The sequence below is a fragment of the Gordonia jinhuaensis genome, assembly GCF_014639795.1.
Lineage (GTDB): Bacteria > Actinomycetota > Actinomycetes > Mycobacteriales > Mycobacteriaceae > Gordonia_B > Gordonia_B jinhuaensis.
On record NZ_BMGC01000017.1, the window covers coordinates 40,888 to 62,851 of the forward strand.

Annotated in this window: 21 protein-coding genes and 1 tRNA gene; 15 read left to right on the forward strand and 7 right to left on the reverse strand. The window is 66.1% G+C overall.

The genetic code is table 11. The features are described 5' to 3' along the window. The first annotated feature begins 205 nt into the window (after nt 1-205). The 3 genes from IEW22_RS12300 to IEW22_RS12310 all read left to right on the forward strand — a co-directional run bounded on the left by IEW22_RS12300 (nt 206) and on the right by IEW22_RS12310 (nt 1,289). Nucleotides 206-409, forward strand: a complete 204-nt coding sequence (locus IEW22_RS12300) for a DUF4244 domain-containing protein (protein WP_188586941.1) — start codon at nt 206-208, stop codon at nt 407-409. Nucleotides 410-570: 161 nt separating this feature from the next. Next, nucleotides 571-894, forward strand: a complete 324-nt coding sequence (locus tag IEW22_RS12305; protein ID WP_188586902.1) for a TadE family type IV pilus minor pilin — start codon at nt 571-573, stop codon at nt 892-894. 50 nt (nt 895-944) lie between these two features. Continuing rightward, nucleotides 945-1,289 carry an Rv3654c family TadE-like protein gene (locus tag IEW22_RS12310; protein ID WP_229742569.1) on the forward strand — a complete coding sequence of 115 codons (345 nt, stop codon included), beginning with the start codon at nt 945-947 and terminating at the stop codon, nt 1,287-1,289. On the opposite strand, the gene IEW22_RS12315 is transcribed toward IEW22_RS12310, so the two are convergent. After that, nucleotides 1,273-3,651 (reverse strand): DEAD/DEAH box helicase, encoded by a 2,379-nt coding sequence (locus tag IEW22_RS12315; protein WP_188586904.1) that lies wholly within the window; start codon nt 3,649-3,651, stop codon nt 1,273-1,275. The genes IEW22_RS12310 and IEW22_RS12315 overlap by 17 nt on opposite strands. Before the next feature lie 314 nt (nt 3,652-3,965). On the opposite strand from IEW22_RS12315, the gene IEW22_RS12320 reads away from it, so the two are divergent. From IEW22_RS12320 to topA, 4 genes are all read left to right on the forward strand, one after another. Further along, a complete protein-coding gene (locus tag IEW22_RS12320; RefSeq protein WP_188586942.1) occupies nt 3,966-4,169 on the forward strand; it encodes a cold-shock protein in 204 nt (67 codons plus the stop codon). A gap of 129 nt (nt 4,170-4,298) precedes the next feature. Further along, a complete protein-coding gene (locus tag IEW22_RS12325; RefSeq protein WP_188586905.1) occupies nt 4,299-4,874 on the forward strand; it encodes a hypothetical protein in 576 nt (191 codons plus the stop codon). Between the two features lie 338 nt (nt 4,875-5,212). Next, on the forward strand, nt 5,213-5,416 hold the full coding sequence (locus IEW22_RS12330; protein WP_188586906.1) for a cold-shock protein: 204 nt from the start codon (nt 5,213-5,215) through the stop codon (nt 5,414-5,416). A 324-nt stretch (nt 5,417-5,740) separates the two neighbouring features. Beyond that, nucleotides 5,741-8,767 carry a type I DNA topoisomerase gene (gene topA / locus IEW22_RS12335; protein ID WP_188586907.1) on the forward strand — a complete coding sequence of 1,009 codons (3,027 nt, stop codon included), beginning with the start codon at nt 5,741-5,743 and terminating at the stop codon, nt 8,765-8,767. 42 nt (nt 8,768-8,809) lie between these two features. Here topA and IEW22_RS12340 read toward each other — a convergent pair whose 3' ends face one another. Next, the gene (locus IEW22_RS12340) at nt 8,810-10,336 is read right to left on the reverse strand and encodes an adenylate/guanylate cyclase domain-containing protein (protein ID WP_188586908.1); all 1,527 of its coding nucleotides are present in this window, start codon (nt 10,334-10,336) and stop codon (nt 8,810-8,812) included. A gap of 129 nt (nt 10,337-10,465) precedes the next feature. On the opposite strand from IEW22_RS12340, the gene IEW22_RS12345 reads away from it, so the two are divergent. The 4 genes from IEW22_RS12345 (at nt 10,466) to IEW22_RS12360 (ending at nt 14,161) form a co-directional block, all read left to right on the forward strand. After that, nucleotides 10,466-11,659, forward strand: coding sequence for a DNA polymerase III subunit delta' (locus IEW22_RS12345; protein WP_188586943.1), 1,194 nt, complete (start codon nt 10,466-10,468; stop codon nt 11,657-11,659). A gap of 85 nt (nt 11,660-11,744) precedes the next feature. Next, nucleotides 11,745-11,820, forward strand: a tRNA-Thr gene (locus IEW22_RS12350). A 265-nt stretch (nt 11,821-12,085) separates the two neighbouring features. Further along, nucleotides 12,086-13,273: a Fic family protein gene (locus IEW22_RS12355; protein WP_188586909.1), complete on the forward strand. Its 1,188-nt coding sequence runs from the start codon at nt 12,086-12,088 to the stop codon at nt 13,271-13,273. A 177-nt stretch (nt 13,274-13,450) separates the two neighbouring features. After that, nucleotides 13,451-14,161, forward strand: a complete 711-nt coding sequence (locus tag IEW22_RS12360) for a site-specific integrase (protein ID WP_188586910.1) — start codon at nt 13,451-13,453, stop codon at nt 14,159-14,161. 144 nt (nt 14,162-14,305) lie between these two features. On the opposite strand, the gene IEW22_RS12365 is transcribed toward IEW22_RS12360, so the two are convergent. Further along, on the reverse strand, nt 14,306-14,866 hold the full coding sequence (locus IEW22_RS12365; protein ID WP_188586911.1) for a hypothetical protein: 561 nt from the start codon (nt 14,864-14,866) through the stop codon (nt 14,306-14,308). A 329-nt stretch (nt 14,867-15,195) separates the two neighbouring features. On the opposite strand from IEW22_RS12365, the gene IEW22_RS12370 reads away from it, so the two are divergent. Continuing rightward, the gene (locus tag IEW22_RS12370) at nt 15,196-16,230 is read left to right on the forward strand and encodes an LLM class F420-dependent oxidoreductase (RefSeq protein WP_188586912.1); all 1,035 of its coding nucleotides are present in this window, start codon (nt 15,196-15,198) and stop codon (nt 16,228-16,230) included. Between the two features lie 24 nt (nt 16,231-16,254). On the opposite strand, the gene IEW22_RS12375 is transcribed toward IEW22_RS12370, so the two are convergent. The 3 genes from IEW22_RS12375 to adhP form a co-directional block, all read right to left on the reverse strand. Beyond that, nucleotides 16,255-17,043 carry an MFS transporter gene (locus tag IEW22_RS12375; RefSeq protein ID WP_188586913.1) on the reverse strand — a complete coding sequence of 263 codons (789 nt, stop codon included), beginning with the start codon at nt 17,041-17,043 and terminating at the stop codon, nt 16,255-16,257. A gap of 67 nt (nt 17,044-17,110) precedes the next feature. Further along, entirely contained in the window at nt 17,111-17,401 is a 291-nt protein-coding gene (locus IEW22_RS12380; RefSeq protein ID WP_188586914.1) for a hypothetical protein, read from the reverse strand. Nucleotides 17,402-17,434: 33 nt separating this feature from the next. Beyond that, complete coding sequence (gene adhP / locus IEW22_RS12385; protein WP_188586915.1) at nt 17,435-18,475, reverse strand: alcohol dehydrogenase AdhP; 1,041 nt, start codon at nt 18,473-18,475, stop codon at nt 17,435-17,437. A 240-nt stretch (nt 18,476-18,715) separates the two neighbouring features. Here adhP and IEW22_RS12390 point away from each other — a divergent pair, with 240 nt between their 5' ends. Next, nucleotides 18,716-19,324: a pyridoxamine 5'-phosphate oxidase family protein gene (locus IEW22_RS12390; RefSeq protein WP_188586916.1), complete on the forward strand. Its 609-nt coding sequence runs from the start codon at nt 18,716-18,718 to the stop codon at nt 19,322-19,324. Between the two features lie 5 nt (nt 19,325-19,329). Here IEW22_RS12390 and rfbB read toward each other — a convergent pair whose 3' ends face one another. Next, nucleotides 19,330-20,337 (reverse strand): dTDP-glucose 4,6-dehydratase, encoded by a 1,008-nt coding sequence (rfbB, locus tag IEW22_RS12395; RefSeq protein WP_188586917.1) that lies wholly within the window; start codon nt 20,335-20,337, stop codon nt 19,330-19,332. Nucleotides 20,338-20,373: 36 nt separating this feature from the next. On the opposite strand from rfbB, the gene rfbA reads away from it, so the two are divergent. Beyond that, entirely contained in the window at nt 20,374-21,249 is an 876-nt protein-coding gene (gene rfbA / locus IEW22_RS12400) for a glucose-1-phosphate thymidylyltransferase RfbA (RefSeq protein WP_188586918.1), read from the forward strand. 1 nt (nt 21,250) lies between these two features. Next, on the forward strand, nt 21,251-21,829 hold the full coding sequence (locus IEW22_RS12405) for a dTDP-4-dehydrorhamnose 3,5-epimerase family protein (RefSeq protein WP_188586919.1): 579 nt from the start codon (nt 21,251-21,253) through the stop codon (nt 21,827-21,829). Nucleotides 21,830-21,964: the final 135 nt, after the last annotated feature.

The following is a 21,964-nucleotide window of genomic DNA, read 5'->3' on the forward strand; positions in this document are numbered from 1 at the left end:
GCGTCGGCACGGACCGCCCTGCGTTCGGCCGGCAGGCCGCGGCGCGGCACAGACGTCGCCGGGACCGTCCCGGCGCGAATGGGGAAACCCGGGGAGGACGACCATGAGAGCGACAACAATGGACACGGGGAAAACTGCGGACACCGGGAAAACTGCGGAGACCGAGAAAGCGCCGGCGAACGGTGCCCGTGCGGATACGGCGGGGATGACGCGGCTGCGCGAGAGATTCATTGCGCGGATGTGGTCGATGGGCGTCGAAGAAGCGGGTATGAGTACCGCCGAATACGCCATCGGCACGATTGCTGCGGCGGCATTCGGTGCCATTCTCTACACCGTCATCAGCGGCGACAATGTGGTGTCGGCGCTGACGGGGATCATCACGAAGGCCCTCGACACCGCCGTCGGCTGACGGCAGATGGACCCCGTCGGCTGACGGCAGACAAACACCGTCGGCTGACGGCAGATGGACCCCGTCGGCTGACGGCAGACAAACACCGTCGGCTGACGGCAGATGGACCCCGTCGGCTGACGGTTCCGGTCGCGTGTCGGCGTCTTCGCGACGAGGCGGGGATGGTCACCGTGGAGGCGGCCTTCGCGATCGCGGCGATCGTCACGGTCGTGGTGATCGGGGTGGGCCTGATCGTCGGGATGATCTGCCACATCCGTTGTGTCGACGCCGCACGCGAGACGGCGCGGGTGGCCGCCTACGCCGACGACGCGCGGGCGCGTGCCGCCGGCTCGGCGGTCGCCCCTGCCTCGGCGCAGGTCGAGGTGAGCCGGTCGGGTGAGCGGGTCTCGGCGCGGGTGAGGATGTCGGTGACATTCCTGCCCGGCGTCGATCTGGGTGCGGTCGCGGTCGCGGTGGCCGAATCCGACGACCCGGCCGGCTCATGAGGCGATCGGTCAGGACGCGGCCCGGCCGGGCTGCGGGCGACGAGCGTGGCATGGCAACGGTGTTGGGCGCCTTCGTGATCGCCGGGATCGTGGTGGTCCTCGGGTTGGTGGCCTACGTCGGGGTGGTGGTCTCGGTTCGCCACTCGGCCCAGTCGGGGGCCGACCTCGCCGCGCTGGCGGCGGCCGGTGCACTCGAACGCGGTGCCGACGATCCCTGCGCGCGTGCCCGGGAGGTCGCCGCCGCCAACGGTGTCCACGCCGACGGCTGCCGCGTCGATGGCCGCGACGTGGTGGTCGCGACATCGGCCACGGTGAGGTTGGGACTGTTCGGGATGCGTCAGTCGCATGCGGTGGCCAGAGCCGGTCCTGCCGACCAGATCACGCCGGTGGGGTGATCGCCGTCTCGGTGATCTCGCCGGCGCTGATCGCCCGCAGCAGCAGATCGAGCACCCTGACCGCACCGTCCTTGTCGAGGGGGGCGTTGCCGTTGCCGCACTTGGGTGACTGCACACATGACGGACACCCCGCCTCGCATCGGCAGGCCGCCACCGCCTCGCGGGTGGCGGCGATCCATGTGCCGAACGCTTCGAAGCCGCGATCGGCGAAACCCGCACCGCCGTCGAGTCCGTCGTAGACGAACACCGAGGGCAGGCCGGTGTCGGGATGGAGGTTGGTCGACAGGCCGCCGATGTCGGACCGGTCGCAGGTGGCGATCAGCGGCATCAGCCCGATCGCGGAGTGTTCGGCGGCGTGCAGTGCACCGGGGATCCGGCCCACGCTGACCCCGACAGCCTCGAGCGCTTCGGGGTCGACGGTGTACATCACGGCACGGGTCGACAGGGTCTGCTCGTGCATGTCGAGTTCCACCGAGTCGAGCACCTCGCCGCCGGGTAGCTTGCGCAGGTATCCGACCACCTGATGGGTGACGTCCACGTCGACCAATTGCACCGTCACCTGGGGGAGTGCGCCGGGTCCGTCGATCTCGTGGTTGCGTACCGCGCGTACGGCGGTCACGTCCACGTGGGTGACCTCGCGTGCGGTGGTGGTCCACTCGGGTTCCTCGGGGTGCACCAGCGCCAGGCCGTCGTCGAGGTCGAGTTCGTCGACGACGAACGACCGGCCCTGGTGGATGTGCACGGCACCGGGGTGCACCGTCGACATCGCGCGGCCGGTGTCGGTGGTGCCCAGCAGTTCTGAGGTGGTGGTGTCGACGATCATCACCTGTCCGCCGATGCCGCCGCGGATGTCGATGTCGGCGTGCGGGGTGATGCCTGCGGCCGGGTACCAGCCGGCCTTGCGCCGCCGCAGCAGTCTCTCGGCGGTGAGGCTGTCCACGATCTCGCGAGCGCCCAGAGCGTCGACCTCGGTCTCGGTGAGTGGCAGTTCGGTGGCCGCGCACAGCAGATGCGGTCCCAGCACATGCGGATTCGACGGATCGAGAATCGTTGCCTCCACCGGACGTTCGAGCAGTGCCTCCGGGTGGCGCACGAGGTAGGTGTCGAGCGGGTCGTCGCGCGCCACCAGCACCACCAGGGACTGTTCGCCGCGTCGGCCTGCCCGGCCGGACTGCTGCCAGAAGGAGGCGACGGTGCCGGGGTAGCCCGCGATGATCACCGCATCGAGTCCGCTGATGTCCACCCCGAGCTCCAGTGCGTTGGTGGTGGCGACCCCGAGCAGCGCCCCGTCGGCGATCGCGTGTTCGATGGCGTGGCGGTCGTCGGCCAGATAGCCCGCGCGGTACGCACCGACCCGCTCGGCCAGCGCCGGATCGATGTGGCCGAGTATCTGTTTCGCCGACAGTGAGGTCAGCTCCACACCCCGGCGGCTGCGCACGAAGCACAGTGTCCGGGCACCCTCGAGGACGAGGTCGGCGAGCAGCCGGGCCGCCTCTGATCCGGCGGGCCGCCGCACCGGTGCGTCGTTCTCGCCGCGCAGCTCCGGCACGAACGGCGGCTCCCACAGGGCCACGGTCTGCGCTCCGTGCGGGGAACCGTCTTCGGTTACCTCCACGCACTTTTCACCAATGAGCCGCGACAGCGCCGCACCCGGCTGCGCGACGGTGGCGCTCGCGCCGATCACGATCGGGTCGCCCCCGGCGGCCCGCGCCAGGCGCAGCAGCCGGCGGTACACCAGTGCCACGTGCGAGCCGAAAACCCCGCGATAGTGATGGCATTCGTCGATCACGATGTAGCGCAGGTTGCGCAGGAACCGGCGCCAGCGCGCGTGGCCCGACAGGATGCCCAGGTGCAGCATGTCCGGGTTGGTGAACAACCAGCGCGAGTTCTCCCGCGCCCACTGCCGGATCTGCGGGTCGGTGTCGCCGTCGTAGGCGCACGGCGCGATGTGGGTGAACTCCGCACGCCCCGCCATGAGTCCTACGATCGAACGAATCTGGTCGGACGCCAACGCCTTTGTCGGTGAGATGTACAGGGCGGTGGCACGAGAATCGGACAGAAGTCCGGTCAGGATCGGGAGCTGGTAGGCGACCGATTTCCCCGACGCAGTACCCGTGGACACCACCACGTGCCGACCCGTGAAGGCGGCATCGGCCGCCGCCGCCTGGTGAGACCACGGCTGTTCGATGCCGATGCCGGTGAACAACCGAATCACTTCGGGGGCAACCCATTCCGGCCACGATGCGAATGCGGCGACGCGCGGCTCGACGACCGCCTTGTAGGTCAGCGGGCTCTCGTTCGGGTCGGTGCCGGCGAGCGCTCGTTCGAGGATCTCGTCGCCGAATGAATGATCATTGGTCATGGCCGCGATCCCCGTGTCACGGGGTGGCACCGATGCGTCCGGGCACCGAATTCCGGTCTCGTTTCACCCAACTTGAGTCCTTGACTATCGCGCGCGGTGCGAACGTGATTGACTATGTGCGGTCGCAGCTTCGGGGAGCTGTCATCGTGAGACTTCGGGTCGAGCAGACAGCCTTCGAACGGGTTGCGAGCGTGGTACTTGAGGTTAGTGCGCGGATATCCGCGAACGTCGCCAGAAAGTATGGCGGTCGGAATCGGCCACGGCACGTGACATTCGTGTCGATCCCGGTGAATGAAGTAAAGGAACAAAGAAGAATGGCACAGGGAACTGTGAAGTGGTTCAACGCGGAAAAGGGCTTCGGCTTCATCGCGCCTGATGATGGACCGGACGACGTGTTTGTCCACTACTCCGAGATCCAGGGATCCGGTTTCCGCACTCTCGAAGAGAACCAGCGCGTTGAGTTCGAGGTCGGCCAGGGCACCAAGGGTCCGCAGGCCACCGGTGTGCGCGCACTCTGATTCGTCCTGCAACCGGTGATCGGCCGCGGGTGAACACCACCGCCCCGACCGAACCGAATCATCATCACCCCCGATTCCGCCCCCGCGGGTCGGGGGTGATGTGCGTTCGGGGATGAATAAGGTGTGCGCGTGGGTCAACTGTCCTTCTTCTCGGCCGAGGTGGCCGAACCTGGCCTGGGCGATCTCTCCGGCCTGCTCGCAACCAACGGTCAGGCCGCGTCCTCATCCGCCGGGGTGCGGATCTCGATCGTGGTCGATGCCGACTGGCGGGCCGACGCTCTGGTCGACGAGATCATACGGTGCGGGGTCGGCGCGCAGACGTCGCGGTCCGACGAGGACTCGCCCATGGCCCGCACCGACACCTCACAGGCGCTGGCCGTCGTCGCGGGGCCGTGGACCCGCGGCGCGGTGAAGGTGGTGCCGGCCGGCTGGGTTCCCAGCGCGCGGGCGTTGCGGCTGTGGGTGATCGCCTCGGGCCGTCGGGAGGGTCCTGGCTACCTTCTGGGACTCGACCCGCGCAGTCCCGACACTCATCCGGCGCTGGCGACCTCGCTCATGCGCGCCGGCGTCGCGCCGACACTTGTGGGCACGCGCGGCCGCGCGGCGCTGCGGATCAGCGGGCGTCGACGCCTCACGCGGTTGGCCGAGACGGTCGGGGCCCCGCCGGAGGCTGCGGATGCGCAAGCAGTGTGGCCCGCCGAGTGAGCCTGACCGTCGATTGACCTTGAACGCGGTGTCAGATCCGCCCCCGACTGGGCGATATGCGCGGAATGTCGGTCAGATGCAGTACATCGGCCCCACCGGTGTTCACTCTGGGGCTCAGACGTGGTTGACTATAGGAGGTCGCAGCTTCGGCACACTCCCCGATCGACATTCTATGTCGACCAGACGTGTGCCGAACGGTTTGCGAGCGTGGTACTGGAGGTCGGTCCCGCTGGAGTTCATGGAACTCCGATGGGACATCGCCAGAAAGTATGGCGATCGGAATCGGCCACCGAACGCGAGATGCGTCTCGGTCCAGTGAACGCAAGGAAAGCAGAGATATGACACAGGGAACTGTGAAGTGGTTCAACGCGGAGAAGGGCTTCGGCTTCATCGCACCTGATGAGGGCTCGGATGACGTGTTCGTCCACTACTCCGAGATCCAGGGCGGTGGCTTCCGCTCTCTCGAGGAGAACCAGCGCGTGGAGTTCGAGGTCGGCCAGGGCACCAAGGGCCCGCAGGCCACCGGCGTCCGCGCCATCTGAGACTTCGCGAGCATGGGCGCCGGCGTGAACCGCCCGCCCGTCCGTTGACGATCACCCCTGATTCCGCAGGTCGGAGTCAGGGGTGATCTGCGTTCGCGGCCCCACCTCGAGGAGGTTCGACGCGGCCGCGACGGCCGGTGACGATATCGGTGGCCGCTGTGCAGGCGCGTAGCGTGGTGTCCTCTGGCCCGGTGCCCTCCGGATGCAACAGCGTGTATTCGATGTGCTGGACTGGGCGTCGATAAGGTAGAACGGGCCTACCGCATACCCGCTGCCCGTAGGCGTGCAAAGCGTAGGCATGGAAGAAGGTGTAGGCAACTCAACGTGGCCGATACGAAGACTGCCCCGAGTGATACCGATGGTCCCGTCCGTCGGCTGGTGATCGTCGAGTCGCCGACCAAGGCGCGCAAGATCGCCGGATACCTCGGGCCGAACTATGTCGTGGAGTCCTCGCGAGGACACATCCGCGACCTGCCGCGCGGTGCTGCCGACGTGCCCGCGAAATACAAGGGGCAGCCGTGGGCCCGCCTCGGCGTCAACGTCGAGGAGAACTTCGAGCCGCTCTACGTGGTCTCCAACGACAAGAAGTCGACGGTCAGCGAGCTCAAGACGTTGCTGCGCGACGCCGACGAGCTCTACCTCGCCACAGACGGTGACCGCGAGGGTGAGGCCATCGCCTGGCATCTGCTGGAGACCCTCAAGCCGAAGATCCCGGTCAAGCGCATGGTGTTCCACGAGATCACCGAACCGGCCATCCGCGCCGCGGCGGAAAACCCCCGCGACCTCGACGACGATCTGGTCGACGCGCAGGAGACCCGCCGTATCCTCGACCGCCTCTACGGCTACGAGGTGTCACCGGTGCTGTGGAAGAAGGTCATGCCGAAGCTGTCGGCCGGCCGTGTGCAGTCGGTGGCCACCCGCATCATCGTGGACCGCGAACGTGAGCGGATGGCGTTCGTCTCTGCCGACTACTGGGATATCGATGCGTTGCTCGATGCCGGCGACGAGGCCTCCCCGCGGACCTTCCACGCACGTCTGGTCGGGGTCGACGACGACCGCGTGGCCACCGGCCGCGATTTCGACTCCACCGGCACGCTGAAGAAGTCGCAGGGCGTCACGATTCTCGACGAGTCGCGTGCCACTGCGCTGGCCGCGGGCCTGCAGGGCGCGCAGATGAGCGTCTCCTCGGTGGAGGAGAAGCCCTACACCCGCCGGCCGTACCCCCCGTTCATGACGTCGACGCTGCAGCAGGAGGCCGGTCGCAAGCTGCGATTCACCTCCGACCGCACGATGCGGATCGCGCAGCGGCTGTACGAGAACGGCTACATCACCTACATGCGTACCGACTCGACCACGCTGAGCGAGTCGGCGATCGACGCGGCCCGCGCGCAGGCACGTGACCTGTACGGGGAGAAGTTCGTGAACCCCACGCCGCGTCAGTACAACCGCAAGGTCAAGAACGCCCAGGAGGCACACGAGGCGATCCGCCCGTCCGGCGAGACCTTCCGTACGCCCGGTCAGGTGGCATCGGCGCTCGACACCGACGAGTTCCGGCTCTACGAGCTGATCTGGCAGCGCACCATCGCCTCGCAGATGGCCGATGCGCGCGGCACCACGATGAGTCTGCGGATCACCGGTACCGCGACCACCGGTGAGCGCGCCACCTTCGCCGCGTCGGGTCGCACCATCACCTTCCCGGGCTTCCTGTCGGCCTACGTCGAGACGGTTGACGATCAGGCCGGCGGTCAGGCCGACAACGAGGAGAGTCGCCTGCCCAACCTCACCCAGGGGCAGCAACTCACCGCCGAGGAACTCAATCCGGCCGGTCACTCGACCAGCCCGCCGGCACGTTTCACCGAGGCGTCGCTGGTGAAGGTGCTCGAAGAGCTCGGCATCGGCCGACCCTCGACCTATGCGTCGATCATCGGGACCATCACCGACCGCGGCTATGTGCACCGCAAGGGCAGTGCGCTCGTGCCGTCGTGGATCGCGTTCGCGGTGGTGGGACTGCTCGAAGGCTATTTCTCACGGCTGGTCGACTACGACTTCACCGCCTCACTCGAGGACGATCTCGACCAGATCGCCAACGGTCAGGCCGACCGCACGCACTGGTTGAGCCGGTTCTACTTCGGCGACGACTCCGACGCCGCCGACTCGGCCGAGGGGCTCAAGAAGCTGGTCGGGGTGAATCTCGAGGAGATCGACGCCCGCGAGGTGAACTCGATCCGGCTCTTCGACGATGAGCAGGGTCGTCCGGTGTTCGTGCGCGTGGGCCGGTTCGGTCCCTACCTCGAGCGCGTGACCGGGATCGTCGACGGCGAACCGCAGACGCAGCGCGCCAACATCCCCGACGACATGACCCCCGACGAGCTCACCCTCGACGTCGCCGAGAAACTGTTCGCCACTCCGCAGGAGGGGCGTTCGCTGGGCGTCGACCCGACCAGCGGCCACGAGATCGTGGCCAAGGAAGGGCGATTCGGCCCGTACGTCACCGAGATCCTGCCCGACGACGATGACGACAGCGGTTCCGGTGAGGGCGCCTCGGTGGGACCCACGCCCGGACCCGTCGAGCCGACCCCCGCGGCGGCCTCATCCGGTGGCTCGGGCGGCGCTGCCACGGCGGTCGCGACCCAGACGGTCACCGGCACCGAACAGGTCACGCAGACCGAGACCGCCAAGAAGGCAGCCGCGAAGAAGACCACCGCCAAGAAGGCAGCGAAGAAGGCCGGACCCAAGCCGCGCACCGGTTCGCTGTTCAAGTCGATGGACATCTCCACGGTCACTCTCGACGACGCCCTGAAGCTGCTGTCGCTGCCCCGTGTGGTCGGCGCCGACCCGGAATCCGGCGACGAGATCACCGCGCAGAACGGCCGCTACGGCCCGTATCTGAAGAAGGGCACCGACTCGCGGTCGCTGGCCACCGAGAACCAGATCTTCGACATCACGCTCGACGAGGCGCTGAAGATCTACGCCGAGCCCAAGCGCCGGGGCCGGTCGACCCCCACGCCGCCGCTGCGTGAACTCGGCAACGATGCCGCCAGCGGTAAGCCGATGGTCATCAAGGACGGTCGCTTCGGTCCCTACGTGACCGACGGTGAGACGAACGCCAGCCTGCGCAAGGGCGACGAGGTCGCCACGATCACCGACGAGCGTGCCTCGGAGTTGCTGGCCGATCGTCGCGCGCGCGGACCGGTGAAGAAGGCGACAAAGAAGGCGCCGGCCAAGAAGAGCACCGCGAAGAAGACGACGGCCAAGAAGACGACGGCCGCGAAGAAGAGCACGGCGAAGAAGAGCACGGCTACGAAGTCGGCGGCGAAGAAGACCGCCGGCGGGGGCAGCTCCGAGGGGTGACCGATGATGCGGCGGACCGACCAGCGTCCGCCGCAGGTCGGTTCAGCGCTGTTTCGGGCGCGCCAGCCGCGTCTCGATGCCGCGCCCGCGCAACTCCACACCTTCCCCGATTTCCCAGTTCTCGGCCTCGGCGTCGGAAGCGAGGAAGACCGCGCGGGCCGAACCGAGAACCCGGCTCGGCTCGTATTTGGCCAGCTCGGTCAGCCGCGCGGCCTCGTTCACCGGGTCGCCGATCACGGTGTACTCCAGCCGTTGCGTGGTGCCGATGTGTCCGGCGATCGCCTTGCCCGCCGACACGCCGATCCCCATGTCGGTGTCGCCGACGCGCGCATCGAGTTCGACGCGCAGTTCACGTGCGGCGGCCAGCGCGGCACCGGCGAAATCGTCGAGATCCAGTGGTGCGCCGAAGATCGCCAGGGCGGCATCACCCTGGAACTTGTTGACGAACCCCCCGTGGCGACCCACCACCTCGACCACCACCAGGAAGAATTCGTTGAGCAGCTCCACCACCTCGCGCGGGGGCCGGCTCACCGCGAGCCGGGTCGACCCGACGATGTCGACGAAGAGCACGCCCACATAGCGTTCCTCGCCGCCGAGTTCGGTACCCGTCTCGATCGCCCGGCGCGCCACATCCTCACCGACATAACGACCGAACAGGTTGCGCAGGGTCTGACGTTCGCGCAGCTGCTCGACCATGTCGTTGAAGCCGGCCTGCAGCAGCCCCAGATCGCTGCCGTCGTAGATGCGCACCGAGGTGTCGAGATCACCCAGCGACACCTTGTGCTGCGCACGGCGCAACTGCTTGATCGGGTCGGTGATCGCGGTGACCAGGCGCGTCACCCCGAGCGTGCCGAACACCAGCGCCGCCACCGCCATCCACAGCACCGGCCGCTCGATACCCACCGCATCGGTCCCGATGATCCCCAGCCGTTGCCCGACCACCAGCATGATGATGACGAACAGCGGTGTGACGACGCTGACCAGCCAGAACATCAGGATCCGCTGGGTGACGCTCGGTGCGATCGCGTCCTCGGGGTTGTTGGCCATCGCGGCGACGGTGATCGGACGCATCACCCGTTCGGACTGCATGTAGGCCAGGATCGCGGTGACGAGCGCACCGATGAGACTGGCCAGCGCCACCACCAGCGCCGCGCGGCCCGAGTAGACGCTCATCAGCGCCGTGAAGATCACCGCGCCACCCAGCCACAACACCAGGTTGAGGATGGTCAGCAGCATGGGCAGTCGCAGCGCACGGTGTCGAGCGATGCCGTTGTCCAGCCGGGTACGGCGGCGATGCCACACCAGTACCGGCAGGCTCAGTTTCAGGCTCACCGCGGCGCCCACGACCATCGTGACCACCAGGTAGGCGACGAACACGATCTGGAACGGCGACGAGATCTCCGAGAGTGACACCTCGGTCGGCATGCCGAATCGCAGGAACGCGAATGTGAACAATGCGCCGATGATGTTCGCGCGCAGCTGGTGCAACGCGAGCACCGGCCACGGCGTATGGCTGACCCATTTCAGTAGGTGGACGGTCTTCGCCCACCGGGTCACCTGCGCGCTCACGTGATAACGGTATCCAAACGAACTACGTGGCCTCCTCGAAGACCGCCCGATGACCGTGTCGACGTGTCGGTGCGCGCCGGTAGGGTTGGCCCGGTGAATGCACCTGGCCTCGACGACACCGCTGTCGAGGTGCCCCCGGTTTTCCGGCGACTGGTCGGGCAGCGGGCGATCCTAGACGATCTCGTCCGCGCCGCGGTGGCCAGCCGTACCCGTACGCGTGCCGCGTCGGCCATGACGCATGCATGGCTGTTCACCGGTCCGCCCGGCTCGGGGCGTTCCGTGGCCGCACGATGCTTCGCCGCCGCACTGGAATGCCAGCATCCCGAGGTGCCCGGATGTGGTCGATGCCGCGCCTGCACCACCGTCCTGTCGGGAACACACGCCGATGTGCGCCATGTGGTGCCCGACGGCCTGAGCATCCCGGTCAAGACCATCCGCGAGATCGTCGCCGCGGCCAGTCGTGCGCCCAGCACCGGCCGCTGGCAGATCGTGGTCATCGAGGATGCCGACCGGCTCACCGAGAGTGCGGCCAACGCGCTGCTGAAAGTGGTTGAGGAACCGCCGGAGTCGACGGTGTTCCTGCTGTGCGCCCCCTCGATCGACCCCGAGGACGTGTCGGTGACCATCCGGTCGCGCTGTCGGCATGTTGCTCTCACGATGCCGCGCACTGCCGACGTCGCGCGGGTGCTGATCGACCACGACGGCATCGACCCCGAGATGGCCACCTGGGCTGCGTCGGTCGCCGCCGGCCATGTGGGCCGGGCGCGGCGTCTGGCCACCGATCCCGAGGCGCGGGCCGAGCGGGTGGAAGCACTGGGGATCGCCCGGGCGGCGACCCGCGACTCCACCGCTTATGAGGCGGCCGAGCGTCTGGTCGCGCGGGCGAAGGAGAGCGCCAAGACGCTGACCGCCGACCTCGACGTCGCCGAGACCGAGGAGCTGCGGACCGCACTCGGCGCCGGTGGCACCGGCAAGGGGACTGCCGGAGCACTGCGCGGCTCGGCCGGCGTGCTCAAAGCCCTGGAGCAGAAACAGAAGTCGCGGGTCACCAGAGTCGAGCGCGACTCACTCGACCGCACCCTCGTCGACCTCGCCGGCCTGTTCCGCGACGCGCTGACCATGTCGTGGGGTGGGGGAGTGGAGTTGGTGCATCCCGACATGTCCGACCAGACCTCGGCGATGGCGCGCTACGCCCCGCCGGAATCGCTTCTGGCCTGCGTGGAGACGGTGCTGCGCTGCCGCGAGGCCCTCGACACCAACGTCAAACCCCGGTTCGCCGTCGACGCGATGATCGCCGAGATCGGGTTGGCTCTGCGCCGTTGAGCTGCGGTTTCGCCTGCCTCGCACCCGCGTTTTGGTGGCTCGCGAGGTTGTCGATAGACTGATCCGCGCTGCCCACGGGCAGCACGCCGCCTTAGCTCAGTCGGTAGAGCGATTCACTCGTAATGAATAGGTCAGGAGTTCGATTCTCCTAGGCGGCTCCATTGGAAAATGCAGGTGAGCATAGGTTTCTGAGCCTCGTTACGACGCCAGCCCCAACGGTAGCGAGGCTGCCAGCACACACTGAGCACACAAACCGCCGGAAGTTCGAAGAACGATTCTCATGCGCACTGCGGCAAACCCGTCTTTGCCCAGCGCAGCCCACAATGACAAGCAACGGCGCCCTTCAGTTGATCTTTTATAGCCAATACCAAGTGACGTTGAGTTTCATAGATGTGACTTCAACCGAAAGCCGCCTACACTTGGTTTGTGCAGTTAGAACGCTTCGCTAGCAGTCCGATTGGGAACCTGCGACCGATCTCTGGGACCGATGGACGCAACGGCAGAACCTACGAACACGCCGCCTATGTAGCACACCCACTGTCGACCGAGCCCGTTTTATCCGGACAGACCTGGCGTGCAGTCACCAGCGCCAGCAGGGCTCTCGCACAGCTAGATCAAGCTTCCCGACAGGTACCAAACCCCCGCATCCTCCGCCGTCCGACACTCAGTCGCGAGGCTCAGAGCACGTCGGCGCTGGAAGGAACGTTTGCGCCGATTGATGAAGTCTTGGCGGCGGACGAGAGCGACACCGAGGACTACAGCGCGGAGCTGGTTGAAGTGATCAACTACATCCGCGCAGCAGACGAAGCGTTCGATTTCGTTGCGGAGCGACGTGTCATCACGACATCGCTGATCGAAACAGCCCACAAACAGCTTGTCGAGGGAACGGAGTCCGAAACCCGCGATGCTGGGCGTGTGCGACGCTGCCAAGTAGCCATCGGCAGTCCCGACGGAACTATCGAATCTTCTCGCTTCGTTCCGATGCCTCCCGGACCCGATCTCGAAGCGTCGGTACGCGACCTAGTGACGTGGATGAACGACTCGACCGCCGCGCGTGACCCGTTAGTCGCCGCGGCCATGTCCCACTATCAGTTTGAAACCCTTCACCCATTCAACGACGGGAACGGCCGTATCGGCCGTCTGCTCATCGTCTTGCAACTGATGGTCGATGGTCTCCTACAGGAACCGCTCCTCAGCGTGTCGCCGTGGTTCGAAACGCGCCGGAGCCAGTATCAAGACGAACTTGCGAAAGTATCGGTCTCCGGCGAATGGGACTCCTGGGTTCAGTTCTTCAGCGCTGGCGTCGAGGCCTCCGCTATCGATACCGCCAACCGTGTCAACCTGATGCTAGACGCCCAGCGCGAGTACTCCCAGCGGCTACAAGACTCTGGCTACCGCGGCGGCCTGGCGCGCGACATAGTCGAGATACTGGTCGAGTCACCGATTGTGCGAGTACCCAATCTCGCGCGACGGTTTGGAAAGTCCCCCCAAGGGGTCGACCAAGCTGTGCAGAAACTTGTAAAGGTCGGGGTGCTCAACGGACCGTACGGAACCTATCGTAAGTTCTACGTCGCAAATGAAGTGCACCGCGCCATCACCTTACGGTCCGTCTAGTACGCCATCGTGCTGCGCGGCAAAGCCTTTCAAGTCCACTTGGCCGCCCCTAGCCCGCCGACAGGCCTCTCAAGGCCCTGAAATTCCTGTTCAGATCCGGTTTCGGTGTTTACCCAGACTCGTACGTACTTTCGAGGACAGTACGCGGCGGGCTCCTGCGCGCGCAGGCGGGGAGGGGTGACAACCCCGGAGCACACCCGGCGACTCGTGCGGTTTCAATCGCTGACCGGGCTGCGTATCGGTGAGGTTAGCCAATTGCGGCGGAAGGACATCGAGACCGTGACAGACGGCAACGGCACCCGGTACGTGATCAATATCCGACGGTCCGCTGTCGAGACCAAAGGTGGCCTTGTGATCGGCGCGACGAAGTCCGGCCGCTCTCGTCGCGTGCCGCTGACGGGTGACGCTGTGTCCGTTCTGCGCGAAGCGACCGAGACCGAACGCGGCCGACTACCCAAGTTCAAAGCGCGCAAGGGCAGCGAGGTTGATGACCTTCTGAACGTGCTCTATGGCGATGTCCTGATCTTCCGTACAGCACGCGGTAAACAGTTCCGGGGGTCCAACGTCAATCGTGCGCTGGCAACCGCGTGCGAGGCCGCGGGGGTCGACAAGGTCACCACGCACGCCATGCGGCACGCCTGGGCAGCACACGCTGTCGCCAGTGGTGTCGACTACACCCGCGTTGCGAACCTGCTCGGACATGCCGACTCGACGCTGGTCAGCCGCGTCTACGCGCACGCCGGTGGCGATGACGTACTGTTCGCGGCCGTCGCGCAGATCGAGGCCAGCACACACGGAGCACATACAACGGCTCGACCTCAGCGGTCACCGATGGACAGTCGACGACGAATCAAACGCCGTGGTCCACTGCGCCGCAATGTGTCCTAGACATTCGTGGACACACAGCGACTCTCAGCGTTTCCGCTGGTCGCATCGTCACGAAGAACTCGTATTGAATAGGTCAGGAGTTCGATTCTCCTAGGCGGCTCCACCATCGCGTGATCCCGCGGTCGCCACCACCCCTGGGATTTCTCATCCGGGGCAGACGCTGCGAACCCAGGAACCACCACCGGTCAATGGCCCGATGGGTCCGACACTGGGTGCAGTGATGCACTGTTGCCGTCCCTGCGGGATCGGTGTCATCGTGCGCGGGTCGAAGGGGAATGTGTAGCTGTAGCTGATGGTCGTCGACGGTGTCGACCGCGGGTACATGCCGAAGACCTCCGGAAGCGTGACGCCGGGACCGAACCCGAGAAAGCCGTAGCGCTTGCTGCCCGGGGTGCCCTCGTGCGCATTGTGCAGGCGCCGCAGCACCGTGTAGTAGACGGTCGGTGCCGGGGATGTCTGCTTGTAGATCGTCGCGAACTCGTACACTTGCACCCCGGCAGCGAACAATGCCTGGTAGGGAAGGTCGGCAAGCTGTTCCACGCTGCCGACCGGAGTCGTGTTGCGGGCGACAGCGGGCTGAGTCGTCGAGTGGGCGACAGGCGGTGCGGCCTGCGCGATCGGGGCAGACAAGCTCAGGCCACCGGCGACGGCCACGGTCGCGAGTGCGACGGCGGTACCTCGCCTGGGTGCAGAAGTGCGCGTCATGGGAACTCCGTTGCTGTGGAAGGTCGAACGAGCTCTGTCTCCAGTCTTTCGCCGACTCAACGGGACTCGTTAGCGGCTTCGTCGTCGTGAGACACAACCGTGACTGGCCGAAACCGCCGGTTCGTGCGCGGATTCCGATTCGCCCGTGTGCGCAACAGATCTCAGATGTCGGCGATGCTCCTTTCCGGCGAATTCGTCGACTCTGCGAACAGTCGGTGTGATCGTCGGTCACACTGGGGAACGCCACCGCCTCACCGAGGGAGCGGCGTGCGAGGGCACCGGTCGAGCGAGTCGATGGTGCCGCTGTGCTGACGGATGGAGAGTTTGTCGTGAAACTAGGTGTGCAACTGGGGTATTGGGGTGCTCAACCGCCACATGGCACTGCCGAACTCGTGGCTGCGGCGGAGTCCGCCGGATTCGACAGCCTGTTCACCGCTGAGGCCTGGGGGTCGGATGCCTATACGCCGCTGGCGTGGTGGGGAGCATCCACAACCACGATGCGCCTGGGCACTTCGGTACTGCAGATGTCGGCGCGCACGCCCACGGCCTGTGCGATGGCCGCGCTGACCCTCGACCATCTCTCCGGCGGCCGGCACATGGTCGGTCTGGGAGTGTCCGGTCCGCAGGTCGTCGAAGGCTGGTACGGCCAGCCCTTCGCGAAACCCCTTGCCCGCACGCGCGAATACATCGACATCATGCGCCAGGTGTGGGCGCGTGAGGCACCGGTGACCAATTCCGGCGAGCATTACCCGCTGCCGCTCGACGGGGAGCGTGCAACGGGTCTGGGAAAGCCGCTCAAGCCGATCACACATCCGTTACGCCGTGACATCCCCATCCTGCTGGGCGCGGAGGGACCGAAGAATGTCGCGCTCGCCGCGGAGATCGCCGACGGCTGGCTGCCGTTGTTCTTCACCCCGCGCATGGCCGACACCTACCACTCGTGGCTCGACGAGGGATTCGCCCGTCCCGGTGCTCGCCGCAGTCGTGCCGACTTCGAGATCTGCGCGACCGCACGGATCGTGATCACCGACGATCGCCCCGCCGCACTCGCCGCGCTCAAACCCAACATCGCCCTGTACATGGGCGGGATGGGCAGCGAGGACACCAACTTCCATGCCGAGGTCTACCGCCGGATGGGGTATTCCGATCTCGTCGACGAGGTCACGGCGTTGTTCCGGAGTGGTCGTAAAGACGAAGCAGCACTGGTGATTCCCGATGACGTGGTCGACGACGGAGCGATCGTCGGAAATGTCGACCACGTGCGCGAGCAGATCGCGCTCTGGGAGAAGGCGGGCGTGACCACGATGCTCGTGTCGCCGGGTTCGCCCGAGGAAGTCAGGCAGTTGGCGGCGCTGGTCGAGTGACCGGCACCCCGCGCACACCGGGCGTCAGGACCCGGTTGCCGGACTCAGCGGATGTGCCCGGCGAACGACGCGGCCCCGCGCGAGCACGTAGGCGCCGATCACCGCGACGATCGCGATCGCGCAGCAGACCACCACGACCGTGCTCGTCGACCACGCGTTGACCGCGATCGCGACGAAGGCCCACACCAGGACGATCGGGTAGGCGGGCAGCGCGCCGCCGACCAGATACGTTGCGACGATGCCGACCACCGCTGCCGCGATCAGGATGACGAGCTGCCAGCCGAGTGAATCCGGATCGGCGACCGTGCGACCCAGATCCGACGCCCAGTTCACGAACACCGCGGCGGTGGCCCACGCGGCGTAGATGCCGACGGTGATCCGCACCGTGGTGTTCAGCGAGTGCGGGGCAGTGTCATCTGCCGGCCCGGCGGCGATCCGCGCGGCATCGAGGAGAGCCACGGCCATGACCGTGAGCAGGATCGACGGGATCCAGCCGACATCCGCAGCCGACACGATGAGCCAGAGGGCCGCGGCGGCGAATGTGAGTGCGAGGTCGATGGCGAGGCGTCGGGGTGAGCGCGTCCCGGTCGCCTGATTCCTGACGAACATGACCCCGACGACGATCGACAGCACATAGATCACCGCCCAGATGCCGAAGGCGTATCCGGCCGGGCTGATGTACAGATCGACGCCGGAGTCGTTGGGTTCGCCACCGAACTGCACCAGCGGGATGAAGACCGCCGCTGCCTGGCACACCGCCAGGATCAGGGCGGTCCAGGCCAGAGCCCGCGACAGGCGCGGTTGGGTCGACATAAAAGAAAGTGTAATGACGCCACCGACGCGCGACGAGTGTCGCGCGTCGGTGCTGCTGATGATGCCTCTACCGGGTGGCAGCGGCTGTCGCCGCGGTGGCCGCAGCCGTCACGGTGAACACCGACGGCCAGGCCCCCAGCTTCTTGGCCAGCGGGTGAGAGAGGCCGAACGCTCCGACGTAGGTGGCGAGCAGCCCTGCGGTCACCGCGGGACCCTTCGCCGACCATTCCTTGGCGCAGTAGGCGCCGGCGGCAGCCAACACCACGCCGCCGAGTTCGCGGCGTTTGGTGAAGCGTGCGACTCCGTATCCGCCGATCAGGCCGGCGGCGACTGCGGGAACTGTGGGACTGAGTGCCATGACGGCAACACTAGGCCCACGCCCGAGCGCCCCTCAGCCGAGGTCCTTCTCGAGGTCCATCACGATGCGGCCCTCGATCTTGCCGTGTTCCATCTCGTCGAAGATCTCGTTGATCTCGTCGAGTCGACGCATGGTGTAGGTCGGTGAGATCTTGCCGCGCGCGAAGAAGTCGAGGGCTTCGCTCATGTCCTTGCGGGTGCCCACGATGGAGCCCCGCACGGTCAGTCCGAAGAGCACCGTGGTGAAGATGTCGAGCGGGAACTGCTCGGGCGGCAGCCCGACCAGTGACACCGTGCCGCCTCGCCGCAGCGCACCGACCGCCTGCGGGAAGGCGTGGCTGTTGACCGCGGTCACCAGTGCGCCGTGCACGCCACCGCCGGTGGCCTCCTGGATCTCGGCTGCCGCGTCGGGTGATGTCGCGGCGTTGACCATCACCTCCGCGCCGTGGTGTTTGGCCAGTGCCAGTTTCTCGTCGTCGACGTCCACGGCGGCCACGCGCCGACCCATCGCGATGGCGTACTGCACGGCGATGTGGCCGAGACCTCCGATACCCGAGATCAACACCCACTCACCGGGTTTCGTATCGGTGACCTTGAGGCCCTTGTACACGGTGACCCCGGCGCACAGGATCGGACCGGCGGCCTTGGGATCCACGCCGTCGGGGATGATCGGGCAGTACCGCGAGTCGACGAGCATGTAACGGCCGAACGACCCGTCGACCGCGTATCCGCCGTTCTTCTGCAACGGGCACAACGTCTCCCAGCCGGTCTCACACCATTCACACTCACCGCAGGCGCTCCACAGCCAGGCATTTCCGACCAGTTGTCCCTCGTGGATGCGGGTCACCTGGTCGCCGACGGCGACGACTGTGCCCACGCCCTCGTGGCCGGGGATGAACGGGGGTGAGGGTTTGACCGGCCAATCGCCGTGTGCGGCATGGAGGTCGGTGTGGCAGACACCGGTGTAGTCGACCCGAACGAGGGCTTCGAACCCTGTGGGAGTGGGTATTTCGACCTCATCGATCGTCAGCGGGTTGCCGAGTTTGTGAACCACTGCTGCCTTCATCGTCGTCATGCCGCGCCTTCCGAGCGTATGGATGAGAATGGGTGTGCTGAGCGATTTGTCCGAAACGTCCCCGGCCCGACCCCGTCGTCCTGCCGATGTGTTGTCACCGATGACATTACGCGGCTACCGCGCCGCCGAAGTCCACTTCACCACAACGTGCTTTGCGGCGAGGTCGTCATAGAAACCGAATTGCGGCGCGGTGTGCAGGAGTGGAGACTGCCACCAGAGATTCTGCCCGATAGGAGAGATATGACCGCCCTCGACGAGCTCAACCGGTATCGCAGCCGAGGTGCCGACCGGGATGTCCTCGATGCGTTGCTCGATGAGGTGAAGGTCGGTGTGCTCTCGACTGTGGTCGACGGTCTGCCCTGGTCGGTGCCGATGCTCTTCGCCCGCGTCGGTGACCGGATCCTGCTGCACGGCTCCACGGGCGCCGGCGCGCTACGCCAGGTGGCCACGGGTGCACCGGCCACATTCACGGTGTTCGCCCTCGACGGTCTGGTGGTCGCCGAGACGTTGTTCGACCACTCGGCGAACTACCGTTCGGCGGTGATCCGCGGCTGTCTGGAGATGGTCGAGGCCGACGAGGCGGATGTGCTGAGGTCGTTGTCGGACAAGCTGATCCCGGGTCGGGCGAGTGAAGTGCCGACCATCACCGGCAAGGAGACCGCCGCGACTCTGACCCTGTCGATGGCGATCGGCGACGACAACTGGCTGTGCAAGGCGCGCTCGGGTGGACCCGCCGAGGGGTCCGGCGACACCTGGACCGGGGTGATCCCGGTGTCGCTGCAGTTCGGCGATCCGGTGACCGCCACCGGCGACGAGCCACCCGCCTCGGTGCGATCGCTGCGCCGATAAGACGCCTACCGGCGGATGACTTCTTGGCTTGCCGCATAGGCGTTTTCGACGACTGATTTGTCGTTTTCCCACCAGTCGCGGTTGGTGCGGTACCAGTCGATGGTGTCGGCCAGGCCGTCGCGGAAGTGGGTGTAGTGGGGGGTCCAGCCGAGTTCGGTGCGTAGTTTCGTGGAGTCGATCGCGTAGCGCAGGTCGTGGCCGGGGCGGTCGGTGACGAAGTCGAAGGCGTCGTCGGGTTGGCCGAGTTCGGTGAGGATCATGCGGACCACGTCGAGGTTGGAGGTTTCCCCGTCGGCGCCGATCAGATAGGTCTGGCCGATGCGGCCGTGTTCTATGATCGTCCATACCGCGTCGTTGTGGTCGTCGACGTGGATCCAGTCGCGCACGTTGGCGCCGGTGCCGTACACCTTGGGTCGCAGTCCGGCCAGCACGTTGGTGATCTGGCGGGGGATGAACTTCTCGATGTGCTGGTAGGGGCCGTAGTTGTTGGAGCAGTTGGAGATCGTGGCCTCGATACCGAATGACCGTGCCCACGCCCGCACGAGCAGATCCGATCCGGCTTTGGTCGAGGAGTACGGGCTCGAGGGGTTGTAGGGGGTGGACTCGGTGAACCGGGCGGGGTCGTTGAGTTCCAGGTCGCCGTAGACCTCGTCGGTGGAGATGTGGTGCAGTCGCACGCGGTGGCGGCGTACGGCCTCGAGCAGTGTGTAGGTGCCCACCAGGTTGGTGTTCACGAATGCCGACGGGTCGCGCAGTGAGTTGTCGTTGTGGGATTCGGCGGCGAAATGCACCACCACGTCGGCGTCGGCGACCATGTCGTCGACCAGCAGTGGATCGGTGATCGATCCCTCGACCAGGTTGATCCGGTCGGCGACCGGGGCCAGGGTGGCCGGGTTGGCGGCATAGGTCATCGCGTCGAGCACGCTGATCTGCACATCCGGGCGTGTTGCCAGGGTCCGCAACACGAAATTGCTGCCGATGAAGCCCGCACCACCAGTCACCACTACACGCATGGGCATCATTATCCGGGTCGCGCTATCGTCATGCTCGTGCGAGGGATAATTCTGGCCGGTGGGACGGGGTCGAGGCTGCACCCGATCACTCTGGGCACCAGCAAACAACTGGTCCCGGTGTTCGACAAACCCATGATCTACTACCCCCTCACGACCCTCATGCTCGCCGGGATCCGCGACATCCTCATCATCACCACACCCCACGACGCGGCCGCCTTCGAACATCTCCTCGGCAACGGCGACCAATTCGGCATCAACCTCACCTACAAAGTCCAACCCTCCCCCGACGGACTCGCCCAAGCGTTCCTCCTCGGCGAAGACCACATCGGCGACGACAACGTCGCCCTCGTGCTGGGCGACAACATCTTCTACGGCACCGGCCTGGGCGACCAACTCGGCCGCTTCACCGACATCGACGGCGCCGCCGTCTTCGCCTACTGGGTCGACAACCCCGCCGCCTACGCCGTCGTCGAGTTCGACGACCACCACCAGGCCATCTCCCTGGAAGAAAAACCCGCCGACCCGAAATCCAAATTCGCCGTCCCCGGCCTCTACTTCTACGACAACAACGTCATCGACATCGCCAAAAACCTGAAACCCTCCGCACGCGGCGAACTCGAGATCACCGACGTCAACACCACCTACCTGCGCCAGCAGAAACTCTGCGTCGAAGTCCTGCCCCGCGGCACCGCCTGGCTCGACACCGGCACCTTCGACTCCCTCCTCGACGCCGGCAACTTCGTCCGCACCATCGAACAACGCCAAGGACTCAAAATCGGCGTACCCGAAGAAGTCGCCTGGCGACGCGGATACCTCTCGGACGACGAGTTGGAAAGCCGTGCAGCGAAATTCGCGAAATCGGGTTATGGAGATTATTTGTTGTCGCTGTTGCAGCGCGGAAAGTGGTCATGAGATGAAGGTGCGTCCGCTCTCGATCGAGGGTGCCTGGGAATTCACGCCGCAACAGTTCGCTGATACGCGTGGGATGTTCCTGGAGGCGTTCAAAGCCGATGTACTCGCCGAGACCATCGGTCACCGATTCGATCTCGCCCAGACCAACATGTCGGTGTCCTCGGCAGGTGTCATCCGCGGGATCCACTACGCCGACGTACCGCCCGGCCAGGCCAAATATGTCTGGTGCCCGGCGGGTGCGGTCCTCGACGTCATCGTCGACATCCGTACCGGCTCACCGACATTCGGCCAGTGGGATTCGGTTCTGCTCGACGACGTCGACCGGCGTGCGGTGTACATCAGCGAAGGTCTCGGTCATGCGTTCTGTGCGATCGACGACCAGTCGGTGGTCACCTATCTGTGCTCGACGGGCTACAACCCCGGCGCCGAACACGGGATCAACCCGATGGATCCGGCGATCGGGATCGAGTGGCCCACCCACGACCGCGACGGTGCGCCGCTGAACTACATCGTGTCGGGTAAAGACCAGGAGGCGCCGTCGCTGGCGCAGGCGCGCGAGGCGGGCGCGCTGCCGGAGTGAGCGACGGTCAGGGGCCGAGCATGAGTGGACGCGGTCGGGCTCTGATCGCGGTCTGTACACAGATGACACGTCTGCGGGTCACCGACCGCCTATAGCCGGTTCGTGATGCGTATACGTGTCACTGATGTACAACGA